Here is a 13686-nt window from a genome sequence, read left to right as displayed (position 1 = left end):
CTCTACGTTGAGCGGCACTCCCAAATAGGTGTCGCCATCAGAACCGCTTTGGGCCACCTCCAGGGTTGGTTTGTTGTGCGGCTCGCTGCACGAAGCTAACAGTAGCCAGCCCGCAAAGACGGCTGAATAAGCGAGTTTGGACCATTCCATAGTGGGGCCAGCTTGTCGGAAATCCGAACCTTGGTCCAGCGGGCGCGCGGGGGCGTGATCGTCCGCTAGCCACCCCTAGCTGACGTCGACCATGGCTGCTTTCCGGCTTTGAGGCCAACGTCTGTTCCGGCGCCGAAGCTCAAGACCGAAATCGACCCAAGGCGGAGGTTGTCGGTCGGGTAGTCAGGCGAAAATCAGGCGATCCGTCCGGAAAAGGCCATTCAGGTCGGCTGAGGCTTCACCCGCCGGCTCGCAGGAAGTTGTGTCTGCATCCCCTTGGCGGACCCTTCGAAGGTCCGCCAAGGGGCTTCGGCCTATTCGACTAACGGCCCCTGCCTCGGCTTCGCCAGCTCCCGCTGTCCCGCCGTCGACCGGCGCAGGATGCGCCGCGCCCACTGGGCGACATCGTCGACGATGGTGAAGATGGCCGGGATGTAGAGCAGGGACAGGAAGGTCGAGGAGATCAGTCCCCCCAGCACCGCGATGGCCATGGGCGAACGGAACTGGACGTCTGCGCCTATGCCCATGGCGATGGGCACCATGCCCGCGCCCATGGCGAAGGTGGTCATCAGGATGGGGCGGGCGCGCTTGTGCGCCGCGTCCATAATGGCTTCGTGGCGGGGCATCCCCTCCTTCTCGGCCATGATGACATAGTCGACCAGCAGGATGGAGTTCTTGGCCGCGATCCCCATCAGCATCAGCACCCCGATCAGGGCTGACATGGAGAAGTTGGCGCCCCCGATGGCCAGGGCGATGAAGGCGCCGCCGATGGCCAGGGGCAGGGCCGCCATGATGGTGATCGGATAGGCGAAGCTTTTGAACAGCAGGGTCAGAACCGCGTACATCAGCAATATGCCCGAGGCGAAGGCGATGCCGAACCCAGTCAGCATCTCCTGGATGAACTCGGCGTCGCCGGCCGGCACCTGGCGTACGCCGGCGGGCAGGTTTTTGACGGAGGGCAGCTGGTTGACCGCCGTCCCCGCCGCGCCCGTGGTGATGCCGTCCAGTTCGGCGCTGATCGAGGCGATGCGTGACCGGTCCTGACGGGTGACGGTGGCGGGACCGGCGCCGAACTCGATGTCGGCGACGGCGCTCAACGGCACCGAGGCGCCGTTGTTGCCGGGCACGCGCAGGGTCTCCAGCACGCTCAGGTCCTCGCGGGCCTCCTCGGTCAGCTGCAGTCGGATCGGGATCTGGCGGTCGCCCAGATTATATTTGGGCAGGTTCTGATCGACGTCGCCGATGGTGGCGACCCGCACCGCCTGCGAGATGGCGCCGGCCGAAACCCCCGCCAAGGCGGCCTCGTCCGCACGGGGCGTGACCAGGATTTCCGGACGGGCGATGGCGGCCGAGTTGACCACATTGGCCAGGCCCGGCACCCCGCGCATCTCCTCTTCCACCTTGCGCGCCGCAGCGGTCAGGGCGACCGGATCATCGCTCAGGATCGAGAAGGTGTAGGTGGTGCCGTCGCCCGGCCCGCCGCCCGACTGGGCGATGCCGGCGCGGATGCGGGCGCCGGGAATCTGTTTCATCTCGTCGACCATGACCCGGGCAAAGGCCTGCTGGCTCAGGTCGCGGTCGCCCTTGGGCACCATGTCGGCATAGATGTTGGCCTGGGTCACGTCCTGGCCGCCGATCGCGGCATAGACCGAGGTGACCTCGGGGCGGGCCTCCAGCTTGCGGGTGATCTGCTGCACCACGGCGTCGGTCTGGCGCAGGGTCGAACCCGGCGGCAGCTCGACCTGGAAGGCCGCGCGGGCCGTGTCGCCGGGCGACATGAACTCGAACGACATCTTGGCCACGACCGAGGTGGCGATCGATCCGACCAGGAACAGGATGCCGATGATGAAGACCTTCCAGCGATTGCCCAGCGACCAGCGCAGGGCCTTCAGATAGCCGCTCATCCAGAAGGGATCGCGATCCTCATGGTGGGTGTGTTTCAGGATAAAGGCCGCCATCAGCGGCGTCAGGGTCCGCGCCACCAGCAGCGAGAAGGCCACGGAGACGCAGGCCGCCAGGGCGAAGGCCTTGAAGAACTGGCCGATGATGCCCGGCATGAAGCCGACGGGCGCGAAGACGGCGATGATGGTGGCCGTGGTGGCCACGACCGCCAGGCCGATCTCGTCCGCCGCCTCCAGCGAGGCGTCATAGGGCGGTTTGCCGTCGCGCATGTGGCGGACGATGTTCTCGATCTCCACGATGGCGTCATCGACCAGGATGCCGATGGTCAGCGACAGGGCCAGCAGGGTGACGACGTTCAGCGACTGGTCCAGCGGGCCCAGGATGGCGAAGGTCGGGATCAGCGACATCGGCATGGCTGTCGCCGCGATCAGGGTGGCGCGCCAGTCGCGCAGGAAGATGAAGACGATGATGACGGCCAGGACGGCCCCCAGCAGCAGGGCCTCAAGCGAGGCCAGATAGGATTCTTCGATCTCCTCGACGCTGGCCGTGACCTGGCTGATCGTCAGCTCGGGGTGGGCTTCGTCGATCTTCTGGACTTCTTCGCGGACCTTTTCGGCGACCTTGACCTCGGAGGCGGTGCGCGAGCGCAGGAAGTTGAAGGTCACGGCCTCCTGGCCGTTGTAGCGGGCCAGGCGGCGCGGCTCGCTCCACTTGTCCTCGACCGTGCCCAGATTATCCAGTCGCACGGTCTTGCCGTCGCCCAACGGCACCAGGGTCTCGCGCAGTTGCGCGACCGAGGTGGCGGCGCCCAGGGTGCGCACGGCGCGCTCGGACCCGGCGATGGTGACGCGGCCGCCGGGCAGGTTGTTGTTGACGTTGTTCAGGGCCTGGCTGACCTCGGCCGCCGTGACGCCGTAGGCGGCCAGCCGCTGCGGATCCAGTTCGACCCGCATCTCGCGATCCACCCCGCCCGAGCGGTTGACCTCGCCCACGCCGCCGAGGGCCAGCAGGGCGCGGCTCATCTCGTTGTCGATGAACCAGCTGATCTGTTCCGGCGTCATGGTCGGCGACCGGACCACATAGGTGATCAGGGCGTCGCCGGTGATGTCGATCCGCTGGACCGCCGGCTCCTGCATGTCCTGCGGCAGGCTGGCCCGCAGGCCGGTCATGGCGTTGCGCACGTCATTGGTCGCCCGGTCCGTGTCCGTCCCCAGCTCGAACTCGATCGTCGTGGACGACACCCCGTCGCTGATGTTCGAGGTGACGTGGCGCACGCCGGACAGACCGGCCAGCGAATCCTCGATCAGCCGTGTGACCTGGACCTCCATTTCCGCCGGCGCCGAGCCGGGGCGGGCGGCCGTGACGGCGACCAGCGGGAAGTCGATGTCGGGATTCTGATTGATCCGCATCCCCATGAAGCCGACCACGCCGCCGAGCGTCAGCAGCAGGAACAGCAGGATGATCGGAATCGGGTTCTTGATCGCCCAGGACGACATCTGGTTCATCGGTCGGTCCTACTTGGCCGCAGGCTGTGTAGCGGGGCGGGCGCCGCCGGGGGCCTGGGCGACGTTGACGCGGTCGCCCTCGTTCAGGAAGCCGGCGCCGTCGACGATGACCTGGGCGCCGACATTGACGCCGGTGACGGCCGTCTGGGTGTCGGTCCGCGACAGGATGACGACCGGCTGGAAGTGAACCCGGCCGTCGGCGGCCAGGCTGAAGACGCCGGGCTTGTTGTCGCGATACAGGACCGCGCCGGTGGGCACCGTGGTGGCCGGCTGGTCGCCGACGTCGATGTCGGCGCGGGCGAACATGCCCGGCCGCAGCGGGGCGCCGGGCGACAGCGAGATGCGCGCCAGGCCCAGGCGGGTGTTCGCATTGACCTCGGGCGTGACGATCCGGACCGTGCCGGAGGTGGTTCCCGCCTCGCTGGAGGAGACGGTCGCCGACTGGCCGGCGCGAACCTGGGCCAACTCGGTCTCGGGCACCTGGGCGTCCAGCTCCAGCCGGCCGTCGCGGACCATGCGGAACAGCTCGGTCCCGGCGGCGATGATCTGGCCCTTGGTCACGCTGCGGCTGATGATCAGGCCGGCGACGGGCGCGCGGATGGTGGCCTGCGACAGTTGCGTCTGGGTCTGGGCCAGGGTAGCGCGCGCGGCGGCCAGATTGGCGTTCGAGGCGCGCTGGTTGGCCAGGGCGGTGTCCAGCGAGGCCTGAGACAGGAAGCCCCGTTCCTTCAGCTGCTGAGCGCGACCAAGGGCCGCGTCGTCGCGCGCCACATTGGCCTCGGCCAGTTGCACCTGGGCCTGCTGCTGGCGCAGTTGGGCGCGCAGGAGGACGTCGTTCATCTGCACCAGGGGCTGGCCCTGACGCACATACGAACCTTCATCCACATAGACGGCGACGGCGGTCAGGCCGCCGGTCTCGGCCGCGACCGGCACTTCCTCCCAGGCTGAGACGGTGCCCGAGGCGGTGACGGTGCGCCGCAGATTGGTCTGGGTCACGGTGGCGGCGGTGACGGTCTGGCGCGAGCCGCCGGCGGCCTTCTCCTCGGTCGCCTCGTCGCCATGCCCCCCGCAGCCGGCCAGCAGGAAGGCCGACACGGCGAGGGCGCCAAGGCTAAAAGCGGTTCGGGTCGTCTTGGACACGGGGGATTTCCTCGGTTGCAGGCGAAGCGGACCGCCCGGCTCGCGCCGGTGATCGCAGGCCTGATCCTTACAGCGTCCGCGAGCCGCTCTCAAACGCCGATACATATTGTTGCAAAGCCTTAATCTGACACTGTCAGGGGCGCGGATCGCCGCGCCCGCTGGTCCCGGACCTCTACGCGTGATAGGGGCGCGCGGATGACGACTCCCCCTATCTCGAACATCCGGAACTTCAGCGTGGTCGCGCACATCGACCACGGCAAGTCCACCCTGTCCGACCGACTGATCCAATTCACCGGCGGCCTGACCCAGCGCGAGATGTCTGAGCAGGTGCTGGACTCGATGGATATCGAGAAGGAGCGGGGCATTACGATCAAGGCGCAGACGGTGCGCCTGAACTACAAGGCCAAGGACGGGCAGGACTATGTCCTGAACCTGATGGACACGCCGGGCCACGTGGACTTCGCCTATGAGGTCTCGCGCAGCCTGGCGGCGTGCGAGGGGTCGCTGCTGGTCGTGGATGCGTCGCAGGGGGTCGAGGCCCAGACGCTGGCGAACGTCTATCAGGCCATTGATAACAACCACGAGATCGTCCCCGTCCTGAACAAGGTCGATCTGCCGGCCGCCGAGCCCGAGCGGGTCCGGGCCCAGATCGAGGACGTCATCGGCATCGACGCCTCCGAGGCCGTGCTGTGCAGCGCCAAGTCCGGCATCGGCATCGAGGACGTGCTCGAAGCCATCGTCACCAAACTCCCGGCGCCCAAGGGCGACCCCGACGCCCCGCTGAAGGCCATGCTGGTCGACGCCTGGTACGACCCCTATCTGGGCGTCGTCGTCCTGGTCCGCGTCTTCGACGGGGTGCTGAAGACCGGCATGCGGGTCAAGATGATGCGCAACGGCTCGACCCACCTGATCGACCGCGTCGGCGTCTTCCTGCCCAAGAACACCCCGGTGGACCAGCTGGGCCCCGGCGAGGTCGGCTTCATCACCGCCCAGATCAAGGAAGTCGCCCACGCCGCCGTCGGCGACACCATCACCGATGAAAGAAAGCCGACCGCTGAACCGCTGAAAGGGTTCAAGGAAGTCCAGTCCGTGGTCTTCTGCGGCCTGTTCCCGGTCGACGCCGCCGATTTCGAGGACCTGCGCGCCGCCATCGGCAAGCTGCGGCTGAACGACGCCAGCTTCACCTACGAGATGGAATCCAGCGCCGCCCTGGGCTTCGGCTTCCGCTGCGGCTTCCTGGGCCTGCTGCACCTCGAGATCATCCAGGAACGGCTCAGCCGCGAGTTCAACCTGGACCTGATCGCGACCGCCCCGTCGGTGGTCTACAAGATCGGCCTGCGCGACGGCTCCGAGATCGACCTGCACAACCCGGCCGACCTGCCCGACGTGATGCAGATCGAGACCATTTCCGAGCCCTGGATCAAGGCCACCATCCTGACGCCCGACGAATACCTCGGCAGCGTCATCAAGCTGTGCCAGGACCGCCGCGGCTCGCAGGTCGAACTGTCCTACGTCGGCTCCCGCGCCATGGTGGTCTACGAACTGCCGCTGAACGAGGTGGTGTTCGACTTCTACGACCGGCTGAAGTCGATCTCGAAGGGTTACGCCTCGTTCGACTACGAGATCACCGAATACAAGGTCGGCGACTTGGTGAAGATGTCCATCCTGGTCAACGCCGAACCGGTGGACGCCCTGTCCATGCTGGTCCACCGCGCCCGCGCCGAGACGCGCGGCCGGGGCATGGTCGAGAAGATGAAGGAGCTGATCCCGCCCCACCTGTTCGTCATCCCGATCCAGGCGGCCATCGGCGGCAAGATCATCGCCCGCGAGACCGTGCGCGCGCTCCGCAAGGACGTGACCTCGAAATGCTACGGCGGCGACGCGACGCGCAAGAAGAAGCTGCTGGAGAAGCAGAAGGCCGGCAAGAAGAAGATGCGTCAGTTCGGCAAGGTCGAAATCCCGCAGGAAGCGTTTATCGCGGCGCTGAAGATGGACGAGGACTGATCCTAGCGCACCAACCTCTCCCTCCCCCTGCGGGGGAGGGGCGTTGCGAAGCAACGGGGTGGGGGCGGCCAGGCAAGGCCGCACCGCTCTGATTTCGGCAGGTCCGTGGGGCGTCGCCCTGCCGTTCCCACCCGGTCTCGCCTCCGGCTCGACCCCCCTCCCCGGAACGGGGAGGGAGAGCTACGGAGCCTCCACCTCCACCCCCTCCGGCACGCCCACCGCCCGGCGCCAGTCCTGCGGGTGCAGCCGCGCCATCTCTTCATCCAGCCGCCATAGCGGCCTCAGCACCCCGTCCTCGTCCCAGAACACCTCGGCCCACGGATGCCCCGCCTCGCGCGCCCGTTCCCGGTCCCGCGCCGCCGCCTCGGCCCCCAGATGGTCGGCGCGCCAGCGATACAGCCACGGAATATGCCAGTGGGGCGCCCGCGTCAGCCGCTCGTCCTTCATCGCCTCGACCAGACACTCCGCCAGCGCCCGCGCCTCTTCCAGACGCGCCTCGAAGGCGTCACGCCGCCCCTGCACATAGGCGCCCCAGCCCTCGGCCGGCTCCACCGGCCCCGCGTTCGGCTCGGGCCGAGTCCATCCCTCCGCCTCCCGCCGCTTCCACAGGGCGTGAACCCCGACGTCATACCGCCGCGCCACCGACCGCGCGGTCTCCCCATCCTCCCACGCCTTGCGCACCTCGGCCCAGACGGCGTCGGATCGGATCTTGCGGTGAATGCCCTGGCTCATGCCCCCACGGCCTAAACCGCCGTTACGCCAAACCCGGACGCAACCTGTGTCCTCCCCTTGCGGCGAGGGTGTTGTCAGGACCGCACCGCACAACAGGCCGAGCGTGCGTTGAGGCGCTGAGTATCCACCATAGGCTCTCCAAACAGCCTCACCGATCATTGTGACCGGGATTATCAGAGGTTGATCAAGGAGCCTGCGATGATCACTATCGAACCTCAAATCCTCCACGGCGTAGCGGCCATAATGACCGCGCTTGCCGCCTTCGTCTGGGCGTGCCGGAGAAGGCCGTGATGGATTGCGGGGTGGACCAAATATGGTACAGTACTTCCATTGCCACGGCGTTGGGTGAAACCGACAAAGGTCGAGGCGGCAAACGGAGAGACCGTGATGATCGGAAACTACAGAAACTCGCTCCGAGGAGCCGCTGATGCACACGGTCCGCTTCTACCAGACCCCCACCGGTCGGCCGGTTATTCAGGAGTGGCTGCGATCCTTCGATAAGCCGGACCGCGCGATCCTCGGCTACGACCTCAAGCGGGTCCAGTTCGGGTTTCCGATGGGGCTTCCGCTCTGCCGTTCGCTGGGCGGCGGCCTGTGGGAGGTCCGGTCCAGCCTCGGCGGCAATCGCGAGGTGCGGATGATCTTCTTCCACGATACGGCGCACAAGGCGCTGGTCGTGGTCCACGGCTTTATCAAGAAGTCGCAGAAGACTCCAAAGGCCGAGATCGAGATCGCGCTACGCCGCATGAAGGAGCGCAGCCTTTAATCAAAGGAGCGCCCAATGACCTCAGACATGAAGTTCCGCGATCCGTCGGACCTCGCCACCCTGGACGACTTCCTCGACGAGGACGGCATCCGCGAGGAGGTGACCCTGCGCGCGGTCAAGAGCGTGATCGCCCTCCAGCTCCAGCAGGCGATGAAGGCCCAGGGCCTGACCCGCGCCGCCATGGCCGCCGAAATGGAGACCAGCCGCGCCCAACTGAACCGCGTCCTCGACCCGGAGGCGTCGAACGTGACCCTGGACACCCTCAGCCGCGCCGCGCGGGTGCTGGGGCATTCGCTGAAGGTGGAGTTGGTCTAGGCGTCAACCCGCCCCTCCTTTCGTCATCCTCCGGCGCGAAGCGACCGGGGGACCCAGCGGCGCCGAAGGCGAAATCCATCCGCCGCACGATGTTTCGAAGATCGCGTCCGCGACAGGTTCGCGCTCACGCGCGCCGCTGGGTCCCCCGGTCTGCGCCGCGAAGGCGCGGCTTGCCGGAGGATGACGAAAGCAAGGGGGGGGGGACACGTTCAGCCGCGCGGCGCTGGTGCTGAGGCGGGCGTTGAAGGTAGAGTTGGTTTATGCAGTCTGGTGATTAACACGAAGACCTGTATCGCTGCGCAGAATTAAATCAATTACAAGCAAACTGCCGCGAGGATAGCTAACGCTATTCCGCCAGTGACAAATCCTCCCCACAACGCGGCACTGTGGAATTGATCCTCAGACTTCCCCGCTGGATCTAGGATCATGGCTTTATAATCGTTATCTGAGATGTATCCGTAGAGGCGTTTTCGCCAGACTGTGCGCATATTACGCTGTTGAGCGATGTGATTTTTTCCTGATCTTATAACAAAAAATACGTAGCAACATAAAACAAAACCCATAATAATTAGAGCAAGTTTAGGCGTACTGGTGGAAAATCTTGCGGCAATTAATCCAATACCGACGAAAACAACTCCTGATACGGCGCTTATTACCTGGCGGACCATCTCTGAAAGCCGAGATGTTTCTTCAGAAAGAGATTTTCTTAGATCGGATAATGACTTAGCTGTATCAGAACTAACCTTTGCAAGGCTGTACTGAAATGCCAATTTTGCACTTTCAAGTGCAACTCCCATGTACTCAAGAACATCAGTTATTGCAACATTAGACGACCGACCTAAGCGGCCCAGCTCGTAGTTGATAAGTCTGAACCGCGTTTCTGTCTCGCTGGGGTTTTCATAGATCCAGCTTACGGTCCGCTGCAGCTGCCAAAACTGCCGCATTGGTGGTTTGTAGCCAGCCTCTGGTTCCCCGATGGTCAGTTGGGCGTTTCCGCGAAAGGAAAAGTCAGAACCTGCATTCACTTCCGTCGCGATCGCCATAAGGCACGCCCGTGTTGCCCGTGTCGCCCACACGCAAAATACTGGATCGTCCCAATCCGGCTGCGTCTCGTCCGGAACGAGCCATGCCCGAATGTCGTCGGGTACATCACGCCGCTGCTGAGTCTCCCTGACTAGCGTACGGGGGGATTTGGCGCGTTGGGTCGGCTCGAAGGCTTGCTCGTCGGTCCAATTTCCCACCCGGAATAGCCCGGTCTCGAATGGTGTTTCTAAACGAGCAACCTGCACCAAGCCTGAGGGGGTTTCAGATAGCCATTGGGCAAAGCCGGCTAGTGTCAGCAGTCTAACCCGTCCTTGGGCTAGAGGCTTAGTGACCGTAAATCGGAAGGGCTGGAATGCTGGGTTAAGATCGTCCGCCACTTCTTCAGCGGCGGCATTTTCGACCCGCACGTTCCATCCCAATCGACGAGCATGATCTAACGCCGTTTGCGCTAGATCGGCATCTAGTTGAGCCACAACGACTTCCGCTGACGATTCGGTCAGAAATATCCGCTGGTCGGCAGAAAGGTCGTCGAGCAGTTTAGCGAATTCGATCACGGATAATCGTTTCGTCTTCAATCCGCGCAGTCTCAATTGTGATCGTGCGGCTGCCGTTTGCTCCTGGGACCGTCCGTACGCGAATGCCCTCGAGGTCGGATGGATATTCCAATGTCACACCTTCCACGGTTTGGATCCGCTTTCGCGCAGCTCTGCGCAGCACTTGCTGATCGGGTGCAAATTCCACGCCAGTGAGCTTGGCGCTTCGAAGTTTGCGGACGACGGTGGCTTCAAATGCGGCCACCATATCGGGTTGATCGGGGTTGCCTGCCGCAACTAGGACTGCTTCGAGGACAGCAGCATTGTCGATCCGTTGACGTTGGCTCAGGGCGTCCTTTGCGGTGCGCAAAGCGGCGGCTGCGTCCTGGTTTGGAAGATCGGCCTTCCGATCTGTGAACACTTCTCGAAGTGCATCATTAAGGCCGCGATTTAGTTCGTGGTCATTTCTCTCACGCTTTACATTTAGAAATGCCGCAAAATAATCCGTCAGATCTGGAGTTCGCCCCATACGATCTTGGGCTGCTACGCTCTCCAATACTTCGCCGTCCTGAACCCTGACAAGGCAGGATTTCTGTAGAGCTTTTTTATCAGCAACAAATGCCTCGACGATGCGCCGTAAGTGATTTTGTCCGCCGTCGTCTGTGCGCTCGACAGCTTCTCTATAATCGTATTTGAAGATACTGTATAGCGACGAGTTGCGTGTATTAGAGCTTAGTTCTACCATGAACAATGCTCCGTCGGCACTAGTTCCGCTATGTCGACCGGAAAAGTCTCTCGCTAATCGTTGCGCGCCATCTTCGAATGAAAGTGTTCCGTCGGCAATCTCGCCAATGGTCCTTTTTGTCTGTGAATTGGCATCAAATATAAAAAGTCCTGAAGCGTCTATCTCCTGTATTCGGGACAGAAAGAAGGCTTCTTGCTCAACATCATCCATCTGTTGCTGTGGTTCGAAGTCGCCTGCTCCGACCACGTGTAGGATCATTTTCTCTATTTTGAGAGAATCAAATTCGCCATCGTAAAAATAACTCAACTCTAGCCTCCCCAAATTTTACCCAAGGGTTGCATGGGGTCTGGTTGAAAGTCCAGCGATCTCTAAAGCCGCCCCTTCCTGAACGCCTCCGCCTTCTCCGCCGCCGCTTCCGCGCGCCACTTCTTCGGCGCCGACCGGTCCACCTCTTCCCCCGCCCCCGTCAGGGCCTCGTTGGCGAATTCCAGGTCCAGCAGCTTCATGCGCTTGATCTCGTCGCGCAGGCGGCCGGCCTCTTCGAACTCCAGGTTGGAGGCGGCTTCGCGCATGCGGCCTTCCAGGTCCTTGAGCGCGGCCTGGAAGTTTGAGCCGACGAAGGGTTTGGAGGCCTCGGCGACGCCGGGGCGGGTCAGGCGGTCCATTTCGCGGGACTCATAGGGGCTGTCCATCAGCTCCTTGATGTCGCGCTTGACGCTTTCGGGCGTGATGCCGTGTTCGGCGTTATAGGCCATCTGGCGTTCGCGGCGGCGGTCGGTCTCGGCGATGGCGCGCTCCATACTGCCGGTCATGCGGTCGGCGTACAGGATGACGCGGCCGTCGATGTTGCGCGCGGCGCGGCCGATGGTCTGGATCAGCGAGGTCTCGGAGCGCAGGAAGCCCTCCTTGTCCGCGTCCAGGATGGCGACCAGGCCGCACTCGGGGATGTCCAGCCCCTCGCGCAGCAGGTTGATGCCGATCAGGCAGTCGAAGGATCCCAGACGCAGGTCGCGCAGGATCTCGATCCGCTCCAGGGTGTCGACGTCGGAGTGCATGTAGCGGACGCGGATCCCCTGTTCATGCATGTATTCGGTCAGGTCCTCGGCCATCTTCTTGGTCAGGGTGGTGACCAGGCTGCGGTAGCCGGCGCGGGTGGTGGCCTTGACCTCGTCGATGACGTCGTCGACCTGGTTGCGGGTCTGGCCACTGACCGGGCGGATCTCGACGGGCGGGTCGATCAGGCCGGTGGGGCGGATGACCTGTTCGACGAAGACGCCGCCGGCCTGGTCCATCTCCCAGGCGCCGGGGGTGGCGCTGACGTGCACCGTCTGGGGGCGCATGGCCTCCCATTCCTCGAACTTCAGCGGGCGGTTGTCGATGCAGGAGGGCAGGCGGAAGCCGTATTCGGCCAGGGTGGATTTGCGGCGGTAGTCGCCGCGGAACATGCCGTTGATCTGGCCGATGGTGACGTGGCTCTCGTCCACGAACAGCAGGGCGTTGTCGGGGATGTATTCGAAGAAGGTGGGCGGGGGTTCGCCGGGGGCGCGGCCGGTCAGCCAGCGGGAGTAGTTCTCGATGCCGGCGCAGCTGCCGGTGGCCTCCATCATCTCCAGGTCGAAACGGGTGCGTTGCTCCAGCCGCTGGGCCTCGAGCAGTTTGCCGTTCTCGATCATCCAGTCCAGCGTCTCCTTCAGCTCGGCCTTGATGCCGGCGGCGGCCTGGTTCAGCGTCGGGCGCGGGGTCACATAGTGGCTGGCGGCGTAGACGGTGATCTCGGTCAGGTCGGCGGTCTTCTTGCCGGTCAGGGGGTCGAACTCCTGGATCGCCTCCAGCTCGTCGCCGAACAGGCTGATGCGCCAGGCGCGGTCCTCCAGGTGGACCGGGAAGATTTCGATGACGTCGCCGCGCTTGCGGAACATGCCGCGGTCGAAGTTCAGGTCGTTGCGCTTGTACTGCAGCGCGATCAGATCGGCCCGCAGCTTCGACTCGTCGATCTGGTCCCCCACCTTCAGGGTGAAGGTCATGGCCGTATAGGTCTCGACCGAGCCGATGCCGTAGATGCAGCTGACGCTGGCCACCACGATCACATCCTCCCGCTCCAGTATCGCCCGCGTCGCCGAGTGCCGCATCCGGTCGATCTGCTCGTTTATCGACGAGTCCTTCTCGATATAGGTGTCGGTGCGGGGGACATAGGCTTCGGGCTGGTAGTAGTCGTAGTAGCTGACGAAATATTCGACGGCGTTGTCCGGGAAGAATGACTTGAACTCGGAATAGAGCTGGGCCGCCAATGTCTTGTTCGGGGCCAGGATCAGGGCCGGACGCTGGGTCTGTTCGATGACCTTGGCCATGGTGAAGGTCTTGCCCGAGCCGGTGACGCCCAGCAGCACCTGGTCGCGGTCGCCCGCCTCGGCCTGGGCGACCAGTTCGGCGATGGCGGCGGGCTGGTCGCCGGCGGGGGTGTATTTCGTCTCGAGCCGGAACCGGCCGCCCTTCTTCTTGCCCTCGTGCGAGGGGCGGTGCGGCACCCAGTCGGCGGGCGCGGCGACGGGCTCCTCCGGCGTCAGGCGTGGGCCGGCGACGGGGGCGAACATCGGCATTTTGCCCCCGTTCGCGGCGTGGTCGCGTTTGAAGGCGGCGGCGGCCTCGCGCACGCCGGGGTCGGGCGTGTGGACAGGCTTGGCCGGCATTGCGGCGGCGGGCTTCGGCGTCGAAGAACGGTTCATGAACAGAACTTAGTGCGGCGGCGGCGGCGGCGCCATAGAGGCCCTTAAACAGCTGTCGGGGGGCTAAGCTTAAGTAGAAAAAAGGCCGAAAAACGGCGATATATAGAAATATAATGCTTCATTGCGC

9 protein-coding genes are annotated in these 13686 nt (G+C 64.1%); 3 read left to right on the top strand and 6 right to left on the bottom strand.

Annotated elements, in window-relative coordinates; translation table 11 throughout:
* Positions 1–464 precede the first annotated feature (464 nt).
* Positions 465–3557: an efflux RND transporter permease subunit gene (locus PKE72_RS05545; protein ID WP_271164375.1), complete on the bottom strand. Its 3093-nt coding sequence runs from the start codon at positions 3555–3557 to the stop codon at positions 465–467.
* A 9-nt stretch (positions 3558–3566) separates the two neighbouring features.
* Complete coding sequence (locus tag PKE72_RS05540) at positions 3567–4697, bottom strand: efflux RND transporter periplasmic adaptor subunit (RefSeq protein WP_271164374.1); 1131 nt, start codon at positions 4695–4697, stop codon at positions 3567–3569.
* Positions 4698–4892: 195 nt separating this feature from the next.
* On the opposite strand from PKE72_RS05540, the gene lepA reads away from it, so the two are divergent.
* Positions 4893–6701 (top strand): translation elongation factor 4, encoded by a 1809-nt coding sequence (gene lepA, locus PKE72_RS05535; protein WP_271164373.1) that lies wholly within the window; start codon positions 4893–4895, stop codon positions 6699–6701.
* 180 nt (positions 6702–6881) lie between these two features.
* On the opposite strand, the gene PKE72_RS05530 is transcribed toward lepA, so the two are convergent.
* Complete coding sequence (locus tag PKE72_RS05530) at positions 6882–7433, bottom strand: hypothetical protein (protein ID WP_271164372.1); 552 nt, start codon at positions 7431–7433, stop codon at positions 6882–6884.
* Positions 7434–7860: 427 nt separating this feature from the next.
* Between PKE72_RS05530 and PKE72_RS05525 the strand changes: the two genes are divergently transcribed.
* Both PKE72_RS05525 and PKE72_RS05520 read left to right on the top strand, forming a co-directional pair.
* Entirely contained in the window at positions 7861–8199 is a 339-nt protein-coding gene (locus PKE72_RS05525) for a type II toxin-antitoxin system RelE/ParE family toxin (RefSeq protein ID WP_271164371.1), read from the top strand.
* 15 nt (positions 8200–8214) lie between these two features.
* Positions 8215–8514, top strand: a complete 300-nt coding sequence (locus PKE72_RS05520) for a helix-turn-helix domain-containing protein (protein WP_271164370.1) — start codon at positions 8215–8217, stop codon at positions 8512–8514.
* 314 nt (positions 8515–8828) lie between these two features.
* Here the strand turns inward: PKE72_RS05520 and PKE72_RS05515 are convergent, their stop codons facing one another.
* From PKE72_RS05515 to uvrB, 3 genes are all read right to left on the bottom strand, one after another.
* Positions 8829–10112, bottom strand: coding sequence for a 6TM ABC transporter family protein (locus PKE72_RS05515; RefSeq protein WP_271164369.1), 1284 nt, complete (start codon positions 10110–10112; stop codon positions 8829–8831).
* Positions 10096–11142, bottom strand: a complete 1047-nt coding sequence (locus PKE72_RS05510; protein WP_271164368.1) for a nucleoid-associated protein — start codon at positions 11140–11142, stop codon at positions 10096–10098. The genes PKE72_RS05515 and PKE72_RS05510 overlap by 17 nt, the downstream gene beginning before the upstream one ends.
* A 62-nt stretch (positions 11143–11204) precedes the next feature.
* Complete coding sequence (gene uvrB / locus PKE72_RS05505; protein WP_271164367.1) at positions 11205–13559, bottom strand: excinuclease ABC subunit UvrB; 2355 nt, start codon at positions 13557–13559, stop codon at positions 11205–11207.
* Positions 13560–13686 lie beyond the last annotated feature (127 nt).

This window comes from Brevundimonas intermedia, from assembly GCF_027922165.1.
GTDB lineage: Bacteria > Pseudomonadota > Alphaproteobacteria > Caulobacterales > Caulobacteraceae > Brevundimonas > Brevundimonas intermedia.
Note: the sequence above shows the minus strand (reverse complement) of the source record. Positions and strands in the feature narration are given on the sequence as shown.